The organism is Mesorhizobium sp. M4B.F.Ca.ET.089.01.1.1 (genome assembly GCF_004022605.1).
Lineage (GTDB): Bacteria > Pseudomonadota > Alphaproteobacteria > Rhizobiales > Rhizobiaceae > Mesorhizobium > Mesorhizobium abyssinicae.
Window position 1 is genome coordinate 1 of record NZ_RZOS01000068.1, and the last position, 19,381, is coordinate 19,381.

The 19,381-nt window shown below is 59.0% G+C and carries 19 protein-coding genes and 1 pseudogene; 4 read left to right on the top strand and 16 right to left on the bottom strand.

Features of this window, described 5'->3' with window-relative positions:
• Positions 1-838: 838 nt before the first annotated feature.
• Both nifA and EN780_RS09680 read left to right on the top strand, forming a co-directional pair.
• Positions 839-1,882, top strand: a pseudogene (gene nifA / locus EN780_RS09675) (nif-specific transcriptional activator NifA); the annotation flags it as partial.
• A gap of 582 nt (positions 1,883-2,464) precedes the next feature.
• Positions 2,465-3,031: a sugar O-acetyltransferase gene (locus tag EN780_RS09680; protein ID WP_024505228.1), complete on the top strand. Its 567-nt coding sequence runs from the start codon at positions 2,465-2,467 to the stop codon at positions 3,029-3,031.
• Positions 3,032-3,338: 307 nt separating this feature from the next.
• Here the strand turns inward: EN780_RS09680 and EN780_RS09685 are convergent, their stop codons facing one another.
• From EN780_RS09685 to EN780_RS09750, 15 genes are all read right to left on the bottom strand, one after another.
• On the bottom strand, positions 3,339-4,232 hold the full coding sequence (locus EN780_RS09685) for an SIR2 family protein (RefSeq protein WP_024505229.1): 894 nt from the start codon (positions 4,230-4,232) through the stop codon (positions 3,339-3,341).
• A 34-nt stretch (positions 4,233-4,266) separates the two neighbouring features.
• On the bottom strand, positions 4,267-4,479 hold the full coding sequence (nifT, locus tag EN780_RS09690; RefSeq protein ID WP_024505230.1) for a putative nitrogen fixation protein NifT: 213 nt from the start codon (positions 4,477-4,479) through the stop codon (positions 4,267-4,269).
• Positions 4,476-4,796, bottom strand: a complete 321-nt coding sequence (locus EN780_RS09695) for a nitrogen fixation protein NifZ (RefSeq protein ID WP_024505231.1) — start codon at positions 4,794-4,796, stop codon at positions 4,476-4,478. Before EN780_RS09695 ends, nifT begins: the two co-directional genes overlap by 4 nt.
• A gap of 85 nt (positions 4,797-4,881) precedes the next feature.
• Positions 4,882-5,076 (bottom strand): 4Fe-4S binding protein, encoded by a 195-nt coding sequence (locus EN780_RS09700; RefSeq protein WP_024505232.1) that lies wholly within the window; start codon positions 5,074-5,076, stop codon positions 4,882-4,884.
• A gap of 29 nt (positions 5,077-5,105) precedes the next feature.
• On the bottom strand, positions 5,106-6,587 hold the full coding sequence (gene nifB, locus EN780_RS09705) for a nitrogenase cofactor biosynthesis protein NifB (RefSeq protein ID WP_024505233.1): 1,482 nt from the start codon (positions 6,585-6,587) through the stop codon (positions 5,106-5,108).
• Positions 6,588-6,860: 273 nt separating this feature from the next.
• Positions 6,861-6,932 carry a helix-turn-helix domain-containing protein gene (locus tag EN780_RS39725; RefSeq protein ID WP_245467364.1) on the bottom strand — a complete coding sequence of 24 codons (72 nt, stop codon included), beginning with the start codon at positions 6,930-6,932 and terminating at the stop codon, positions 6,861-6,863.
• A 700-nt stretch (positions 6,933-7,632) separates the two neighbouring features.
• A complete protein-coding gene (locus tag EN780_RS09715) occupies positions 7,633-8,214 on the bottom strand; it encodes an alpha/beta fold hydrolase (protein WP_287152319.1) in 582 nt (193 codons plus the stop codon).
• 396 nt (positions 8,215-8,610) lie between these two features.
• Positions 8,611-8,910 (bottom strand): ferredoxin family protein, encoded by a 300-nt coding sequence (locus EN780_RS09720; RefSeq protein WP_024505235.1) that lies wholly within the window; start codon positions 8,908-8,910, stop codon positions 8,611-8,613.
• A gap of 12 nt (positions 8,911-8,922) precedes the next feature.
• The gene (locus EN780_RS09725) at positions 8,923-10,227 is read right to left on the bottom strand and encodes an FAD-binding protein (protein ID WP_128273397.1); all 1,305 of its coding nucleotides are present in this window, start codon (positions 10,225-10,227) and stop codon (positions 8,923-8,925) included.
• 10 nt (positions 10,228-10,237) lie between these two features.
• On the bottom strand, positions 10,238-11,347 hold the full coding sequence (locus EN780_RS09730; RefSeq protein ID WP_126063815.1) for an electron transfer flavoprotein subunit alpha/FixB family protein: 1,110 nt from the start codon (positions 11,345-11,347) through the stop codon (positions 10,238-10,240).
• A gap of 16 nt (positions 11,348-11,363) precedes the next feature.
• Entirely contained in the window at positions 11,364-12,215 is an 852-nt protein-coding gene (locus EN780_RS09735) for an electron transfer flavoprotein subunit beta/FixA family protein (protein WP_126063816.1), read from the bottom strand.
• A gap of 188 nt (positions 12,216-12,403) precedes the next feature.
• On the bottom strand, positions 12,404-12,781 hold the full coding sequence (nifW, locus tag EN780_RS09740) for a nitrogenase stabilizing/protective protein NifW (RefSeq protein WP_024505239.1): 378 nt from the start codon (positions 12,779-12,781) through the stop codon (positions 12,404-12,406).
• Between the two features lie 180 nt (positions 12,782-12,961).
• The gene (gene nifS / locus EN780_RS09745; protein WP_128273399.1) at positions 12,962-14,173 is read right to left on the bottom strand and encodes a cysteine desulfurase NifS; all 1,212 of its coding nucleotides are present in this window, start codon (positions 14,171-14,173) and stop codon (positions 12,962-12,964) included.
• Between the two features lie 158 nt (positions 14,174-14,331).
• Positions 14,332-14,502: a hypothetical protein gene (locus EN780_RS38760; RefSeq protein WP_165349961.1), complete on the bottom strand. Its 171-nt coding sequence runs from the start codon at positions 14,500-14,502 to the stop codon at positions 14,332-14,334.
• A gap of 17 nt (positions 14,503-14,519) precedes the next feature.
• Positions 14,520-14,840: an iron-sulfur cluster assembly accessory protein gene (locus EN780_RS09750; RefSeq protein ID WP_029356570.1), complete on the bottom strand. Its 321-nt coding sequence runs from the start codon at positions 14,838-14,840 to the stop codon at positions 14,520-14,522.
• A gap of 586 nt (positions 14,841-15,426) precedes the next feature.
• Between EN780_RS09750 and EN780_RS09755 the strand changes: the two genes are divergently transcribed.
• A complete protein-coding gene (locus EN780_RS09755; RefSeq protein WP_126063818.1) occupies positions 15,427-16,563 on the top strand; it encodes a ChuX/HutX family heme-like substrate-binding protein in 1,137 nt (378 codons plus the stop codon).
• A gap of 156 nt (positions 16,564-16,719) precedes the next feature.
• Here the strand turns inward: EN780_RS09755 and EN780_RS09760 are convergent, their stop codons facing one another.
• On the bottom strand, positions 16,720-17,952 hold the full coding sequence (locus EN780_RS09760; RefSeq protein ID WP_126063819.1) for an MFS transporter: 1,233 nt from the start codon (positions 17,950-17,952) through the stop codon (positions 16,720-16,722).
• Positions 17,953-19,259: 1,307 nt separating this feature from the next.
• Between EN780_RS09760 and EN780_RS09765 the strand changes: the two genes are divergently transcribed.
• Positions 19,260-19,381, top strand: a 122-nt coding sequence (locus EN780_RS09765; RefSeq protein ID WP_245474027.1) for a leucine zipper domain-containing protein, incomplete at its 3' end; no start/stop codon positions are given.

The following is a 19,381-nucleotide window of genomic DNA, read 5'->3' on the forward strand; positions in this document are numbered from 1 at the left end:
CAAGGTGCGCGTCGCCATGAGCAACGCCTTCGCCATGGGCGGTACGAACGCAGTTCTGGCATTCAGGCAGGTGTAGAAGCCATGCAAGACGCCTCATTTGAGGTCACCTGTCGTATCTAGCTGCTTGAGGGGCGGGGCATTGTGATACAGGGAGAGCTGTGGGGTCCCTCCTTCTCGGCCTCGACGATGTGGAAGGAGCCTGTGCGGCGAAACGGGCTAGACGCCCCCAGGCCCAGAACTTGGGCGAAACCAACTCCCACCAAAGGACAGCCGGTTTAGTAGCCGAACAATGAAACCTCGCTCGACGAGCCGCCGTCTCTACTGTCTCCGGCCTCACGCGGTTGAAGCGAACAGCGCAGCAGCTACTGTTCCGCACAACTCGGATGGCAATTGGGACAAGTCCGCACATGTCGTCACGTACGCTGAACGCCGCAGGTACAGCCAAACTGGGGCGGGGCGTTTCTGCCGTTTTGATAGAATTCTATCAAACTGACAATTTTCCTTGCATAAATGCAAGGAGAGCTCGGTTGACTCCCCTCCTTTCTTGTCAAGGATGAGTTTGCAGGCTGCGGTGCGGCAGAAGCCGGACAGAACAGCGACCGGTCGAGTAAAGGCCTGCGCAAACCGCATATTGCGAGCGCCCGCGCGGAGGAAGACGCTCGTCCTGGTGAAAGGCAACGATGCTCAGGCGCCATTGCCATTTGCCGAGGGCGTCCGCGCGCCGAAAATTTCGAAGCAACAAAGGTGAGATCGAGAATGATGATGACGAAATACAACACAGCTCACCGTCCAGTGCAGTTCTACCGGCGGGTGGCGGAGTGGGATGGGCTGCCAAATGGAACGTAAAAAGATCAGCAAGGAGATGCTTGGCGATAGTCAGGCGCTGCGCAAGCTGCGTGAGCACCTTGTCAAGGTGGCCAAGGCGAAGACTACGGTCCTGTTGCGAGGTGAATCCGGAACCGGTAAGGAGCTGGTTGCCAAAGCCATTCACGAGCTCTCGCCTCGCGCCAAGCAGCCCTTCATCAAGGTCAATTGCGCGGCGCTCACCGAGACGCTTCTGGAATCTGACTTGTTCGGTCATGAGAAGGGTGCCTTCACCGACGCGAGCAGTTTGCGCAAGGGGCGCTTTGAGGCTGCCGACAAAGGCACATTGTTTCTGGACGAGATTGGCGAAATATCAGGTTCGTTCCAGGCTAAGCTGCTGCGTGTCCTGCAGGAGCAGGAGTTTGAGCGCGTCGGCAGCAACCACACCATTAAAGTTGATGTTCGCGTGATTGCCGCAACGAACAGGGACTTGGAAACGGCAGTTCAACGCAAGGAGTTCCGGCAAGACCTCTATTATCGCATCAACGTCGTCACTTTACGCGTGCCGGCATTGCGCGAAAGGCGAGGTGATATTCCGCTCTTGGCCGCTCAGTTTCTCAAGAATTTCAATACTGAGAATGATCACACGCTGACCTTCGCTCCCGAAGCGATTGAGGTGCTAATGAACTGCGAATTTCCAGGCAACATCCGAGAGCTCGAAAACTGCGTTCAACGGACGGCAGTTCTGGCGACGGGTCCATCAATCCTCAGAACTGACTTTGCCTGTTACGCGGATCAGTGCTTGGCCGCGGCGCTGTGGAAGAACGGACCGCCGACGTCAGAGAAGTCGACTACGATCCAGCCTTCCGCCGCCTGTGCCGCCCCGCCCGTCGGCGACGGGCAAGCGCCGATAGGCCCTGCCACGAGTCGTGGTAGGGTGCCCGATGCCGATACGGTCATTGCTGCCATGGAAAAGTGTGGCTGGGTGCAGGCAAAGGCGGCGCGCCTGCTCGGTTTGACCCCGCGCCAGATCGGCTACGTGCTGAGAAAACGCGGTATCGAGATCAAGCGTCTCTGAAACAACCCGCCGAGCAAGAGCTGGAGCAGGTCAAGCATTGGTGCTCTGGCGAGCCCATCGGCCAGGCTTACGAAGTGGGTGTGAACAGCGCTGCCAAGATTCCGGCCGTGTGCTTTCTACCACGTAGTCATACTGGGGCTCTGCGACTGACAAACTAAAAAGGAGTAATCCTATGGCTAGTAACTTCGCTCTACACCGCAAGGCAAATCAATTCGACGTGCCTGGATCCAGAAATAATCGATGTATTATTGGTGACACGCCAGCATGCGTAGAGGCGACGCGCAGATCTCCGCTGGCGGGACCTGGTCGATACATTAGCTGATGGCTTACCGCTCGATATCACGCAATCTGAGATGGGCATGAAAGTGAGTTCGACCGCTGGACAGTTGCCGACCTCGTCAGGTATTGGCCCCTGCGACCGGTTGATCTGCGATATCCAAATTCGCGGAAGTTGGTCGAGACGAAACTGTCGCCCCGGCTCGTGACCGACCGCGCGCCCGGCAAGACCGAGTTACAAAGTTGCCGAGGCAGTTTGATGTGCGTTCCTGCATCACTGTACGGGACACGACCTGACGGGAGACTATGATGCGTAGCCAAAAAGAAAAGATGCTCGCAGGCGAGTTTTACAATGCGGCGGATCCGGAGATCCAAGCTGACCTGTTGGCCACCGGGGCTTGGCTCAAGCGGTACAATGATACGCTGGGGCAGACCACGGGGCATTGGCATGAGCTTTTGTCCGAGCGGCTGGGAGAGGTTGGGCGCGGAACGGTCATCCGTCCGCCCTTTTTTTGCGACTACGGATTCAATATCCGCATTGGAGCCAATGCCTACATCAACTTCAACTGCGTTATTCTTGACGTGGTAGAGGTCAAAATCGGGCAAGGAACGGCAATTGGGCCTGCTGTGCAGATTTATACCGCCGATCATCCACATGATGCCGAGCAGCGGCAGGCCGGCCTGCAGGTCGGGCGTCCTGTTCACATTGGCAGCCGTGTCTGGATCGGCGGTGGAGCAATCATTCTGCCTGGCGTCACGATTGGTGATAATGCAGTGGTAGGCGCTGGCTGCGTGGTCACACGAGATGTTCCCGCCGGGGCAAAGGTAGTGGGAATTCCTGCTCGCGTGGCCGACCCACATAAACAGGCATAATCAACCTCGTTGACCCTGGAGGTGCATGCGAACTGTCGAAACTGTGCCGAATTTTTGTCGAAGCCATTGAGCGCTGCATATGTTGTCGCGACTCGGGCGCTTCAGTTCTTTTGCCACGGGGGTCACAAGATCATGTGCGTAATGCCGCCGCAACGTGCTCACGTCCCGCAGCAGCGGACCCTTTCACATCGCCCAACGAATTCAGAGCCTACGTTGTGCTGCCACTAGCATTACTACTCACGAATGTATTCCCAACTGAGTTTTCGCCCTTGGAGGCAAGCAGCGACTCACCAGCAATCGCCGGCCATTAATCCTGGCTAGCATCGACCCCGACGAGGCGAGCCGCGGCGTTGCGGATCGGCATGTCGATGACCGTGATTGCGCCTTCGGCAAGGAAACGACGTTCGTTTCTGGTCAGCGTAGCCGAATCGATCACCGCAAAATGTGGGCCAGTGGAGCGCTTCATCAGCTGTCTGGCATATGTGCGCAGCATCTGATCGTTGAAGCGGCAGCCCACGAAGAAAAAACCCCGGTTGACGCGCCGTTGCTTCACCGCGTCCGGGATCGGCGTCTGGATATCAATTTCGGTTAGGACTTCGACGTAATCGGAATCAGCCACGAGGAAGTTTGCCGCCGGCCTGACGCTGCCGTGCGGCGCATAGAGCACCGTCCTAGCCACTTGTTCGGCCTCGAGTTCTGTTCCTGACAAATCGTAAGTTCTCGTCCAGATGTTACCGATTCCGGTCGCGCGCGTCGTTCCTTGTATCTCGACAACGTCTGTTTGGCCGGCCTCTGCAAGGGCTGCTCGCATGGCGCCATCGTACCAGCTGTCGATGATGACAGACAGTTGAAGGGTTGCGAGCCAGGCGTGAAGAACGGTCGGCTCGGCGGGGGCTGCGAATATCTCCGCCATCCACGCTTGGAGAGTCCGACGATGTCGGCGCTGCTCGATAAACTGCGCGACCGACCACATATTGGTGCGAATCCTGGAAGGGGCAGGCGCCCGCTTGTTGAGGGCCGCGGCGACATCTTCAGGGGTGCAAGGTACAGGTGATTCCGGTGGGTTAAGCTGCAGAAGACCAGGACCGAGATAGGGGATCACTCGATCGGCCTTGAGAGCGCCGTTCAGCAGGTCAATCAGTTTTTTGGCAAAACTGCCCCGGACGACGACGAGATGGTCCCAGCTCAGCATCGTGTTCATACGCGTTTCCTCTCCGCCACTGAACCCACCGGCATCAGGCCCCGTCGGAAATCTTCATCGCCTCGACGGTGATCGGCAAACGCGTGTCGCGCGGAAGGTCGGGCAGCATGAGCCGCCAACCGTTCCTGAGCGTCACGGTCCCGCCCCATAAGTCAGCGTTCTCAATCTCGGTGATCGGCTCTTCGAGATCCTTCTTGGGGACATAAGCCGACAAGCCAGTAGCGGTCCTGCGAATCATTACTTTCATCCGGCTGTTCCCCCGTTGGAAATGCCTTCAGCTCCGCAGGGAACCTCGACTTTGTCGAGGCTAATGAGTTCGCGCGCTCGCATGCCGACGACCGTGCCACGATCGATCCATTCGACCGCATAGATGAAGAATTGCTGGAGAAAGGTTCCAATGTCGCGCACGTAGCCTTCGTCGCCCTTCCGCACGAGGTTTTCGCCGATCTCCTTGCCGGGATAGGTGCCGTCGTTTTTTATGTGGCGTATCGCACGGACCCGCTCACCCTGCATGAACCGTGGCGGTCTGCCGATTTCGACCTCCTGTTCGCGTCTGGACCACATGCTGTCCATTCCTTTCTCGAGGCTTTTGTTGTGGTCGCGGGTTGCAGGCGTCGTCGTGCGGCGAACCCGACCGTTTCGGTAGGAATCAAGCGGGAACGCAGGTTTTCGGTACCGGACAGACCGACACGCATTGCTGCGTATCGAAGGCCTCCTTGCATTCGGTGCACTTGTTTGGATCGATCACATAGGCGTCGCCCTTGAACTTGATCGCTTCCGAAGGACATTCGAACTCGCAGGCCCCGCATTGGGTACATTGGGATGCGATGATCTTTAAAGCCATTCTAACTCCTGGTTATCGGACGAGACGGCTCAGGCCGTCGCCGCTAGTGGTCTGATCCCAAACTCTGCCGCGTAAAGTGCGCTGACTGCGGTCTCGATGTAGTCATGGCCATAGGCGTCGGTTACGCGCAGTCCAGCTCGCGAGAGTTGTTCCTTCGGGCGATTTCCGATCTTGGCGCATAGCACTATGTGTATGCCTTCGAGCGCTGCGATGACGCCCTCGAGGATGGCGTCTTCGCCCCCGCCTCCGAGGCAATACCGCTCGACCTTCCGATGCCCGACCAAGCTGATCCCTCTAGGCGAGACTTCATAAACCTGGAATTCCTTCGCGTGGCCGAAGTGTTCGTTGACCCGTCCACCTCCCTTAGTGGCCACCGCAACCAGAAGCGACTTTTCGGAGTCTGTTGCCTTGACCATACCGATGGCCTCGCTCCTCGCCGCCTCATGATCACGGCGCTCGTGTGCGACCACCTGCCGATAGGCCTGACGCTTGCCAGCATCGTAGGCGACATCGTCGGGAATCCCGTCCAGCGTGAATTCCTGGCCACGATCTTCACCGAGCAGGCCGACAGCATCTGCCCGGCACTGCCGGCAGTGGCGCATCAACTTGGCGCCACCTTCAAGTCGATCCTGAAGAGCCATCATCTCCATTGCCGTTGGGCCGCGCTGCCCGATGAGTCCGTAGTGGGTACCGTGCGCCGGGTCCGAAATCAGAGGCATCACGTTGTGCAGAAACGCGCCCCGCTCCCTGACCATTTTGTTCACCTCAAACAGGTGCTGGTCGTTCACTCCAGGAATCATCACCGAGTTGATTTTGGTGAGGATGCCGCGCGCGCTCAGCATCTCCAGGCCCAGCATCTGCCGCGCGTGCAAGATTCGAGCGGCTTCGATGCCGAAGTAGCGGCGATTTTCATAAAAGATCCATGGATAGATCTTCGCGCCGACTTCCGGGTCGACCATGTTGATGGTGACCGTCACGTGATCAACATTCATTTCGGCAAGCTCGGCGACATGGTCCGGCAGCACGAGCCCATTAGTGGAGACGCACAGCTTTATGTCGGGGATTTCCCTGATGACGCGGTCGAGCGTTGCCTTCGTTTTCTCCCAATCGTAACAGGCATCCCCCGGCCCAGCGATGCCAAGAACCGAAAGCTGCGGAACTTTGTTGGCAACGGCGATGACCTTGCGTAGCGCTTGGTCGGGCGTCAACTTCTCAGACACAACACCAGGCCGGCTCTCGTTGGCGCAATCGTATTTGCGATTGCAATAGTTGCACTGGACATTGCAAGCCGGCGCGACCGCCACATGCATACGCGCGAAATAATGATGCGCTTCCTCCGAAAAGCAGGGGTGATCCTTGATCCTTTCCCAAATAGCCGGATCCCCTTCGCCCGGGCTGGTCGGCGACGAGCCGTAGGAGGACGATGCGCAGCCACCGGATTTCGCGGCTGCCAGAAAACCCTCGGATGTCGTGCTAGTCGGCCCCTCAATCGAAACTGTCGGTGAGGACATCAAACGGCTCCGTTGCTGGTAACGTCGCGGTTCAAGGTGCAAGAGCCATACCAACTGAAAAAAGCGGCTTCAGTTCACTATTCGGGTCGATATCGCATTGTGTCAGGCCGGCGCGACACAATTTTGTCCTGCTTGCGACAGTGCAAGTCCAAATCCGTTCAGAAGCACGAAGCACTCCTTGTCGCGCACAGGGCGCGCAAGACCACTGGCCTGACGATTGGCTCATCAGGCTCTTAGAATTTCCTTCACCTCGATACTATGCCGGCGTATCGCCTAGCCGACTTGTCGCAGCTTGAGGCCGAGAATTCGAGCCGCATTAGCCTGAACCCAGCCGGCCTTCTCCATTGTGTCGATCAGCCGTCACGCTCCGTCCGCCGCGGTCTCAGCCCCCGTCCGGCCGTATCGTTAGAATCGCAAGTGGCTATCTCGTGTTCAGGGGGCGCCGATGCGCCGAACCGGCATCGTGCTGGCCCGTGAGAGCTCGTCGATGACATTGCCACGTTCCGAAAGATTGGTTCCTTCCAGAGGAGAACGCCAAGCACGCAGTTCTCCGGCTCGGACGTTGCCGGGGAAATAGCATTGCGAGATCAGCTCAACTGCCGACGGCGCAAAGCCATGGTTCTCCATATTTCAAGGGTAAGCGCTGTGTCCTTCCAGGAGGACCCGCGATCTGTGGGCCTGCCGATTCTGAGGTGGATCGGAGATCGGCTTGTGTCTGAACTTGAACTTACGATTGACCCTGAGCGGCAGCCTCGGCGTTTTCGAGGGTGATCAACGGCGCTGTTGGTCGGCGGCATTGGTCGATGGACGACAAGGCACGGAGTCATTCCGAGACCCTGGAGCCGACGCGGTGATCTCGGAGGTTGCCCGGCGCTACGGGCTGCGGCCGCGGCGGAACGCTCGCAAGCTTGCGACGTCGGCAGGACAGGCCACTCCCGCCTAGTGGTTTCGGTGGCGCCACCGGAACGACCCGTTGGGCCTATCCGTGCACCAGAGCTCAAGGCCACGGCCTGAGAATCGGCCGCCGCTCACCCTACTTGGTTCCTCAGCCGACTGCGCTAAGAAGGAGAGCAACTTCCGTCGGCGCGAGGATCATTGCGTCGTGGCCAGTGGCGAGTTCCTGCCACGCCCAGCCATCCTGCTTCGCGACCCATTCTCGCGCTCCCGCCATCGGCGGGTGGAGTGGATTAGTGCAGACGACATAGGTTCGGGGTCTGCCGTTGCCGAGCGGGTGCTCGAGCTTAAGTCCGCTTTCGTAGGTGCCTGCCGGATGCGGTGTTATCCGGCGCCGCACCCAGTCCGTGAGCGAGTGTCCCTCGGGAATGCCGAATGCTGTTGGCGGCGGAGTCGGCATGAAGATACCCCGTCCTTCCTCCGCAACCAATTTTCGACGGGCCGCGACGATGTCGGGGGGCATGGTGCTGAATACACTTTGACCGCTCTCGACGATGGCGCTGTCGAGATAAACGAGATGGCTGATATGGTCGGGTATCCGGTCGGCGGCGCCGGTGATGCTGATGCCGCCTAGACTGTGACCGACAAGGATCACATCGCTCAGCTCTTCCGTCACAATGTGGTTGACGATGTCGGTCACGAATGTGTCGGGCGTGATGTCCTTGCACAGCAAACGTGCGCGTTCGCCGACACCTGGTCGGCGTGGTCACGTGGCATCCCATCTTGCGAAGATTGGCAGCCACGTCCCGCCAACACCATCCGCCATGCCAGGCACCATGCACTAGCACATACGTCTTTGCCATGGGTTGTGCCGTTCCACTTGCTCACCGGCCGTTGTGGCTGCCATCCGGCACGATGGCCGGGCGTTGTCCCAAAGGGGCTCGACCACGTGACCGGTGGTAAGTCCGGCGCACAGGGCAGCGCCGTGGCCTGAGGACACCGCTAACGAGTCAAGGAAATTTGAATTGCGAAAGGCCAATATTCACTAGCTCTTTGCAAGTGGATGGAGAGGCTCATGGTGTGCCGCAGTTGCTCGCTGCCGGCATGCTCTTGGCACGGTCCCGGCTGATCATCCGAACTTGAACAGGACACCAAAGCCGCCGCGCGGATAGTTCCACTCGATGTCGCCGCCTTTCTCGCACAATATCCGGCAGGTGCCGCATTCCATGCAGCCGTCGGCGGTGATCTCGACTTGACCCTTGTCATTCAACTCATAGCATTTCGCCGGACAGACGTAGGTCAACGCAAGCAAGTTCGCGCTTGGCTTGTCGTGCGGTCGCACTATAATATGGGGGCGGCCGGAATCGACCAGATAGCGGTTCTGGTAAAGTTTGTCCTCGACACGAACCTTCGTCACTGCGATCGTCATCTTGTACCCTCTTCAGCGCCATGCCAATGCCAGGCGGACCGCGTCGCTGACCAACCCCCAGCGCGAGCGCGCGTTGATGAAGGCGGCCGTGGTGTTCTTTTCCTTCTCGATCTTCGGCGTGCCGTCGACACGCATGAAGTTCTGAGCGGCATGCGACATCAGCCGCGGATAGCTGTCAAAAAAGTTGCTGGAATTGGTGTGGAGCAAGGCTGGCATGTCCTTGTATTTCTTAAGATCCTTGATCACAAAGGAGTCATCCAGCATCGTCTTGTAGAGCGCAAGGTTCGCTTTGGTCATAGGACCGTTGCGGCTTTTGACGTTGATGATCGCCTCAGCCGCGACACGACCCGAGGTCATGGCAAGGTTCGAACCCTCACGGTGAATGGCATTGTTCAGTTGCGCTGCGTCGCCGACGATGACCCAACCGTCGCCGAAGAGCTGCGGAATGGCCTTGTAACCACCTTCGGGGATAAGATGGGCGGCATATTCTTTCACCTCCGAGCCAGCGATCAGCGGCCGGATCGAAGGATGGTTTTTCATCGCATCCAGGAGGGCGGACGGGCTCTCCATCGTCGCGGCGAAATCCGAGACCAGGCAGCCGATGCCGAGTGATATCGACTCCTTGTTGGTGTAAAGGAAGCCGAGCCCGGCCATGCTGCGAGAGATCGTGCCCACGGCCTCGATTACGCAGCCTTCATCGCCCTTGACCCCGAACCGCTGGCCAATGACCTCTTCGGGCAAGAAATGCATTTCCTTGACGGCAAGCGCCACGGTCTCCGGCTTCGGCATCTCGCGCAGGCCTGCGCGAGTGCCAAGCAATCCCGACACCCCTTCTGCGAGAACGACCACATTCGCGAAGACCACTCCGCCAGCCCGGTCTGTGCGGACGCCGATCACCTTGCCATTGCCATCACGGACGAGTTCCGTCGCGGTCGTCTCACACAGGACCGTCGCGCCAGCCTCGCGCACCTTGCGGGAAAACCATTTGTCGAACTGGGCGCGAATGATCGTGTAGCGGTTGGGTTTCGCCTCATTGAAGTCGTCCGACCGGTAATGAATTCCGGTGTGAGACGTGTCGTCCAACACCCAAAGTCGCTGTTCGACCAGGTGCCGCTCGAGGGGCGCATCATCCCGGAAGTCCGGGATGATCTTCTCCAGCATGTTCGCGTACATTATGGCACCCTGGACGTTCTTAGAGCCCGGATATTCCCCGCGCTCCAACTGCAGTACCTTCAGCCCCTGGCTTGCCAAAGTGTAAGCAGCTGCGTTTCCAGACATGCCGGCTCCGACCACTATGGCATCGAATTGTTCAATCATGTCCTCTCCCTCAACTCGCAAGCTTGTCTCGACTGTGCGGCGACAGCCGCCGGGTGAAGGCTTCCGTCAGTGCGGGCAGGAAGCGGATTGCATCCGTGACGATCCCGAGGTGGGCGAACTCGAAAATCGGCGCGTTCGGATCGGTGTTGATCGCGACGATGAGATCGGCCCCCTCGACCCCAACTCGGTGCTGGATGGCGCCGGAAATTCCGGCCGCGATGTAAAGCTTCGGTCGAATGGTCTTGCCAGTTTGTCCAATCTGTCGATCAGCCGGCATCCAGCCCTTCTGGACCAAGGGGCGCGAACAGCCATGCTCGGCGCCGATCGCTCGGGCAAGATTCTTCACAAGCTGAAGGTTCTCCGCCGCTCCGAGACCGAGGCCTCCCGCAACCACGACATCCGCATAGGCAAGATTTGCCATTGCCGACTGGTTATCCGGTAGGAAGCCGAGGACTTTGGTGACGATATCGTCCTCAACGAGCGACAGCTTGTGCCGCATGACACGCCCGACCGGCTTATCCACCCGTTGCGGCATAGGCATGACCCTTGGTCGCACCGTCGCCATTTGCGGCCGGTAATTTAGTGTATAGATCGTACACAACAATGAGCCACCAAAAGTCGGACGGGTCGCGGCGAGTGAACCGTCGGAATCTACATCAAGTTCGGTGCAGTCGGCCGTGAGCCCCGTCTGCAGGGTCGTCGCTACCGAGCCTGCAAGATCCCTGCCCAGTGTGGTCGCGCCGAGAAGGAGGATTTCGGGTTTATGGGTATTGACCAGATCCGTGAGCGCCTTGGCGAACGGCTCGTTCCGGTAGTCGGCGAGCGGCGGCGCATCGACGATGTAGACAAGATCCGCCCCGTAAGCGAAGGCCTCGGCAACAGCGTCCTCGACCATCTCGCCCGGCGGTCCCAGCACGACGCCCGCGAGCTGGACTTCAAGCTTGTCGGCCAATTTGCGGCCTTCGCCCAGCAGTTCGAATGATACAGGATGCACATTGCCGCGTTCGAGCTCGAGGAAGACCCACACGTGCCGGTAGTCTTTGAAATGGTCGGGAAGTTCTTTCTTTACACCGGCACGGCCGGGGGCAATGCGAGGGGTGGTTTGGCTTGCGGTCGACATTTTCTGCTCCTGGCCGTCACGTGCCGCTGTTGAAGGCCAGCTCATGTTCCAGCGCCGGCCGGCGGGTTAAGATATCGGCGATGAGTTCATCGGCTATGTCCTGCAAGCCCCTTTCCGCGGTGTCGATCTGCGCCGCCCTTTCTGCCCGTGCGGTGGGGGCGAAAACACGCTTGACGACTGTAGGCGAGCCACGCAGACCGCACCGGGTGAGATCGTCAATGCCGGCGTCGGCTGCAGTCCACTTCACGACTTGCCTGCGCGCCGCGCACAGAGCCTGCTGGAGCGAGCCCCGGCGGATTTCGTTGGTGTCTTCCAGCATGGTAATGAGGCAAGGGAGTCTGCTCTTCAGCAACTGGGTGCCGCCTTCGGCGCGACGCGCGACTTCGATCTCTCGCGTATCGAGATCGATGGAGGCAATCTTCGCGACATAGGTAAGTTGCGATAAATCTAGGCGCTTGGCTATGCCCGGTCCGACCTGGGCGGTATCGCCGTCAATCGTCTGCTTGCCGGTGAAGACGATGTCCGGCCTGCCGAAAGTCTCCCCAATTTTTGCGATTGCTTGCGAAAGAGCAAAGGAAGTCGCCAGCGTATCGGATCCGGCAAAATAGCGGTCCGTCAAGAGAACTGCTCGGTCAGCACCGTAACCGAGCGCCTTTCGCAGCGAGTCCTCCGCCATGGGCGGACCCATTGTGAGCACAGTAACCTCGCCACCATGAACGTCGCGCAGTTTGAGCGCTTCTTCGAGGGCGAACAGGTCGTAAGGATTGATGATGGTCGGAACACCCTGACGCATGATCGTGTTCGTCACCGGGTGCACGCGGATCTGTGCCGAATCCGGCACCTGCTTGATGCAGATTACGATATGCATTGGCGGTTTCTCTAAGCTCCCAGTCCGGATTCGTGCTTGGCGGTTCGCCTCATTGCCTGCATCGTTCATGCCAAGTCGTCTTCCTGCCTCTATTCCAGAAGGTGGCTTCGTTTGCTTCCGAGGAGGCGTCATGAGGACTGGATTTGTCGACTTCTCGACATTGTCGCGTCGCAGCCGTGTCGGGCTCATTACTTTCCGAACCGCTTCAGTGCAGAGTCGAGCGGGACGAAGGCGCGGCCAGGTGCGGGACATATGTTTGGATCGTGGTCCCTTAGCACCTTGAACACACGTTGCGTGAGCGGCGAGGAAGTCGCGAAATCTTCGTAGGCGCGTTCCAGCTTGGCGCGCACCCGCGCGGCGATTACCTGGTTAGGCAGACCGGAGAAATCTTCTTCGGCAAGGTATTGGCCCACGCGCTTCATGATATGGAGCCGCGAGACATTCATCACTTTCGGGTCGTAGGAGACGCCAAGGCAGGCGAAGAAGTCCTCCGCGGCCGACAGGCCCTTCAGTCGCGCTAGGATATCGGTGCGATCGATCGGGCGGCTATCAGCGGAGCAGTTCATTGTATTCTCCCGGCGCGTAATTGTGGTGTCGATGCATTGGTGACATTGCTGACGGCGTGCCGACCTCTGGCACGGCGGCTGGGCAAGAGACTTGGCGATCTCAAGCTTTTCTGAAGTGGTGAAGGCGACCCCGAGTTTGACTGCTCTCCATTGCGCAGGGTCGTCACGTTGAGGAAGACCTCACGGCTCGTCGGCTATTGTGCCGCTCGGACCCGGGCCGGAATGAAGCTGTTCTGCACCTCGCCCGCACAGTCCAGCACTGGGAACGGCCCGTAGCTTCTCGGTGATCGCAGGCAGGACCTCAAGCACGCGGTCTACGTCATCTTCGCCGTTGTCACGCGACAAGGAGAAGCGGACTGCCCCACATGCCGCGTTCATAGCGATCAGAACATGGCTCGGTTCCAGTGAGCCAGAGGCACAGGCGGACCCGGCGGAACAGGCGATTCCCAGCCGGCTCAGGACAATTGGAATTGCATCGCCTTCGATACCTTCGAATCCAATGTTTGCAGTGTTTGGCAATCGCTCTTGCGGATCGCCGTTGATGGATGTGTTTGGGATGCGCTGGATGATCCCGTTCTCAAGGCGGTCGCGCAACCATTTTATTCGTTTTGTCTCGTCCATGAATTTCAAGGCGAGTTCGGCCGCCATGCCCAGTCCGACTATGCCGGGTGTGTTTTCAGTGCCTGCACGCCGGTCGCGCTCTTGGTGCCCACCCTTGATCATGGAGGAGAAGCGCACGCCACGTCTTACATAAAGCGCGCCTATCCCATTTGGACCATGCAGCTTGTGGGCGGAGAGCGACAGCATGTCGATCGCGGTCGATTTCAGCTCAATCGGAAGCCTTCCGACCGCCTGCACTGCATCAGTGTGGAAAAGCGCGCCGACTTCCCTGGCTAGATCGGCAAGCTTAACCACGGGAAAGATCGTACCGGTCTCATTGTTCGCCCACATTATCGAGACGATTGCCACTTGTGGAGTGAGAGCGGTTCTGTAGGCGTCCAGGTCGAGCCGGCCGTGGTGATCGACTGGGATAATGTGCACCTTGACGCCGCGCGTCTTTTCAAGGTGCGCGCACAACTTCAGAACGGCCGGATGTTCAACCGCGGAAGTCACTATTTCCGTTCGGTCGGGCATCACCTCCAGCGCCGAAAGGATGGCTGTACTGTCGCTTTCAGTCCCGCCCGAGGTGAAGATGATCTCGTCCTCGAATCCCGCGCCGATGAGGGCTTGCAACTGTTGCCTCGCCTTTCTCACGGCTTCAGCAACCGATGCGCCATAGGCGTGCATGGACGAATGATTGCCAAATTGCTCCGTAAAGAAAGGCAACATCGCTCCAACGACTGCAGGATCAACCCGCGTCGTTGCGTTGTTGTCGAGATAGACAGGGTTCATGGGAGTGATCCTTCAACTGCTGAAATGATTCAAGGGTAGGCGGGCCATTGAACCTCTGGCGCATATCGTATCTGGTAAGGTGGGCGGCCGGGCGAGCGATGGCTTGGCTGACCGGTCGCTGTCGACATTGCCCTTTGGTGGCGGCATCTGCCGGGAATTCAGCTGTTTCGGGCAATTTTGTTTGCTTGCCCACGGCAACGATCGATGATCGCGATTTGGCGCATCACCGAACGCAATTGTTCCGGGCCGACAGTGCGTGTCGGCCGGTTCCAGAGCGCCGGCGGTGCCGGTTCGACGCAGTATTCCTTGGCGTCGCTATAGTCGAACATAGCCTGTTCCCTCGCAATCATTTGCAGGACTTGCCGCAGCCGCACGTCTCACGCGCATTGGGGTTATCGAAAACAAAGCCGGATGTTTCGAGCCCAGTGACGAAGTCCACGGTCATGCCGGCTGCATGGGGTTGGGAGCCTCTATCCATGAACACCTTGAGCCCATCTCGCTCGATGATCGCATCGCCCTCACGTGAGACGCTCTCCAGGCCCATTGAGTATTGGAAGCCGGCGCAGCCGCCGGCATGGACCATGATGCGAAATCCTTCCGCCGGCTCGCTGGCGCGGTAAAGAGCGGCCTTGATGGCGGCAACAGCGTTGTCGGTGAGCGTAATCATGGCTCGATTTCTCCTCGGTCCGACGTTTTCGCGGATCATCTCGCATGGACCGTGCCAAAGGGAAGACGTGTCAAAAACCGTAGGACATCCCGACGTCTCTTATGCTCGATTGCTGGGGAGACGTCCGACAACCGACACTTACTGTCGGATTTGTCGCGTCCGCGTCACAGGAAGGGCGCCTGAGTTCGCGATGCACTCACGCGTAAAGCAATGAACAGAGCCAAAGATGTTCAGAGCTTGCCGCGGAGCAACTGGCACGATTTTTGTGAAGCCTTCGTTGCGGCGGCAAAATTGCCGGCCGATTCACCTTTGGGTTGCCCTCGCAATCGAAGAACGAAGGAGAGCAATATGATCCATCAGACCCGCCTTGAGTGGGAAAGCAGCACCGCCGGTGGTACCCGAATGCTCGATCGGCCGATTGGCGCCGACCACCCAACAATCGCTCTCTACCGGCGATTGGCCGCTGACCGCCCGGAGACAGGATTCGACTGGCATGTGCCTGACGATCGATCGCGTCCGCCGTGCACACCCCTGAGGCCCGTTTTTCGATCGATCGTCAAAAGAAGAACGGGGCAGGGGTAAAAACATGGATCAGCGCAAGAAGCGGTCGCCCAACGAAATCCGGCGTGCGTGGGAAGTCTGTCCGAACATTCCCGCGCGTGATTTCGCAGCCCAATTGGCCATTTCGGAAGCGGAACTGGTCGCGGCCCATTGCGGTTTCGGCGCGGCACGCATCGACCCGCGCGTCAATCACGTTCTGACGGGCCTCGAATTCGTGGGCGAAGTGACGGCGCTGACCCGCAATCAAGGTGCCGTGCACGAAAAGATTGGCGTCTTCAACAGAGTGATAACCGGCAACAATCACGCCATGGTCCTTGGTGACGAATTCGACCTTCGCGTCTTCCCGCAAGCTTGGAGGTATGGTTTCGCTGTTGAAAGGCGCCATCGCGGCGGAATCCAGCGCAGTTTGCAATTCTTCGACGCCACCGGCGCAGCAGTGCATAAGGTGCATCTCAGGCCGGTCTCCAACCTTCATGCCTATCGAAAGCTGGTGGCCGAGCTCGTATCCGCCAACCAGGAGCCGACCATGTCGCTTAAGGCGAGAGTAGCCGACCTGGGCGCGAGGACTGCGGACTGGGCCGGCACGGTGGACGACCTACGCGAGCACTGGAGCCGGCTGACTGACGTCAACCTTCTAAAGACGCTCAAGCTCAGCCGCTGCCAGGCTTTGCGCATGGTCGGCCAGGATTACGCTTGGCTGCTCGACAATGCCGCAGTTGGCGCCGTGCTCCAGCGTGCGGCCGAAGACGAATTGCCGATCATGTGCTTCGTCGGCAACCGAGGTTCTATCCAGACCCATTCCGGCTTAATCAAGTCGGTCAAGCAGATCGGGCCGTGCATCCATGTGCTGGACGAAACGTTCCGGCTGCATCTCAGGACCCACCAAATCCGTGAGGTTTGGGCCGTGCGCAAGCCGACCAATGACAGTCACGTCACCTCGCTCGAAGCATATGGGTCCGACGGCAAGATCATCATCCAGTTGTTCGGTGCGCGCAAGGAAGGCGAACGCGAGCGCGACGACTGGCGGGTTCTGGCGGAAAACCTGCCTCGTTTCCCCGACAGCTACATGAGAAAAGACCGATCGTCGTCGGTGGGACGCCGGCGCCCATCTGCCTCCGCAGCCAGTAGCCGGGCATTGAAGCCGAGACCGGGGACACGATGACGCAATAAGCGCGCTGTATTATCGCAACGCGATGAGCAGGAAGCAATTTGGCGCTGCCCCATCGACCGCATGGTTACGACGAAGCCGCGGCCTTTGGGCCGAGCTCAGAGGTGGCAATAGCGTGAACGCCGCCGACCGTCACTCCCCACCAGGCGGTCAGGTTTTGCGGTTCGGGCCGAGCAAAAATACTGTCAAGACAGCGAGGAACGTGGCAACCGCGCTGTAGACAAAGACACTGGCAATACCCGTGTGATCCACCAATAGGCCACCGAAAGTTGTGCCGGCTGCGATGGCCACTTGGAAGGTTATGACCATCAGTACACCAGCGCTCTCGGCCTGTTTCGGAGCGGCGCGTAGCACCATCCATGTCTGCAATCCGACCGGGACCGCGCCAAAAGCAAAGCCCCATACGGCAACTGCAATTGCCGAGGTCAAGGCCGATGCTCCCATAGTCAGGAGCGAGACAGCGGCTACGGCAATGAGCAGGGGCGGCAGGGCCGCGACCGCCTTGAGACTGTGTTTGGTGAGGAATGCGCCGGCTAAATTGCCGAAGACGCCGGCCGTGCCAAAAGCAAGGAACACGAGCGGGATTGACTTCTTTTCGAGCGCAGGAACGCTCTCGAGAAAGGCGCGGATGTAGGCGAAGCTGGCAAAATGGCCGGAAGCGACCAATAGCACGACTAGCACCGCAACCTTCATCGCCGGATTCTTCGCGACATCCAGCGGACTGCGGAATCTGCGCACTTCGATCGGAGGCAGTGGCGGAATGGTTACGAGTTGCACGAGCAGCGCAACGGCACTCACGATTGCGGCGACCTTGAACGAGGCTCGCCATCCCCAAATGTCACCGACATAAGCGCCGATTGGAGCCGCGCAGACGGAGGCGACAGAAACGCCGGTGAGGATGATCGACATGGCGCGCGGCATGAGGTGACTTGGAACCAGCCGCATCGCCAACGCTGCCGAAATAGACCAAAAACCACCAAGCGATATGCCAAGGACGACGCGTGCCGCCAGCAAAACCGGCAGCGACCCCGCAACCTCTGCCAGAACGTTCGACAGGATCAGCAGGAGCGTCATCGCCCAGATGACGACCCTGCGGTCCAGACGCTTTGTCACGATGGCGATTATCGGTGCCGAGATCGCCGCGACGATTGCGGTCGCTGTTAGCGCCTGTCCAGCCGTGCCCGTGGTGATACGGAGATCATGCGCGAGCGGTGTCAGAACGCTGGCGGGCAGAAACTCTGCCGTCACAAGCCCGAAGGTGCCGAAGGAAAGCGAAATGATGGCACCCCATGCAGGGCCAGAACGTTGATAGGGACTTTCTGGGTCAAGCCGATCTCGGTCGAACAAAGCCGCGTCCACTAAATCTGTCGCCGATTCGGTCATGAATGAGTTCTCCGGCTAGGAGCTGTTGCAGCAGGGGTGGCTACATCGCCGGGGATCAAAGCCGCGAGACCTTCCGGCGGCGGCCAGTCGGCATCAGTCGAGGCCTCGGCGCCCGACGCATCCGAGGCCTCATCGGAGGGCCGACGGACCCAACCGTCGACAATGCGGGAGAGTTCTCGGCGCGGTCGCATCGATCGCATTCGTCGAAGTGCGGTCTGTTCACTGCGAACCAAGCAAGCCGAACGCGGTGTCCTCGATCGAGGCCTTGATGGGGGGATGATCGACGATCTCTATATTGCTTTGAAGCAGGAAGTTCCGTCGCCATATGTGGTTATCCTGGCAGCCAGAATTGAGCGGTTGTCGCAAGCACCAAGGCGGTCGCAATGAGTGCAACGAGGCGGAAGTCTGATCGATGGCTGCGGTTCGATGGCCGCGCGATCGACAAAATTGAGGTGATGAGTTATCCCTTTTGAAGCCGTTGCTCCCAATTCTGGGATAAGGTAATTGCAGGCGGTCCCAGCAACGTCGGGCGGCCTTTTTGGTGATCGAATTCATGGGACGACACTCTCGGTCCGTGACGCATCTGCGAATGACTCCGCAAGTTCCGTGCCATCAACGACAAATCTGGCTCTGCTGAGCGGGTGGTGGAGGCACGAGCGTGGGCTATCCCAAGAGCTTGCCGCAAGGTTGTTCGAAGTTGAGGTGCCGGATAGACCGCAAATATGTCGGGCGGCCTGGGGTTGGCCAACACGAAGATGCGCAAGTTCAAAAGGACGAGCTGAACCCTTGCCGATATCCATCCGAGGCTGATCTGGAGAAGGTCAAGAACTGCGTCTTGAAGGCTTCCGCCGCACCGGCAAATGCTAAGCCAAGGTGCTGGGCAAGATGGACAGGGCCATCCAACCCGTCGACTGGACGCTCATTAATGGCGTCGGTGTGGCTCTGTAGCTGGCGAGAAAAACGCCCTGCTGAAAGACAAAAGCTCGTGTGGCCGGCTCTGAAGGACGGCCAGTGAGGCAGGCGAGGAGAGGCTATAGCCCATTCGTGTAGACTGATCTTGTCCCACGGAGGCGGCTAACCACCCCGCCAGACATCATCGAGGGGAGCGCCACTAGGCTTACCCCAAGTGTTGGTCATTTCCACCTGGGTGACCTCGGCCAAGTCACCAAGCCGCTTAGAGCAAGCTTTCGAACTGGATGCTCCCCGGGCACATGATCGGCTAGCTGTGAGCTTTCGGGAGGTTGTCCATTCGGACCGGACCGAGGAGACTGGAGTTACCACGCTTCAGCATCCATCGGAGGATCCGAATGAACATCCATAAGAATGCCCGTCTCACACCGCTGCGTCGAGAGGAGATGGCGCTGTCGGTGATAGAAGGCGCTTTCTCCAAAGCCCATGCGGCGCGTGTCTACGGCGTGTCGGCCAAGAT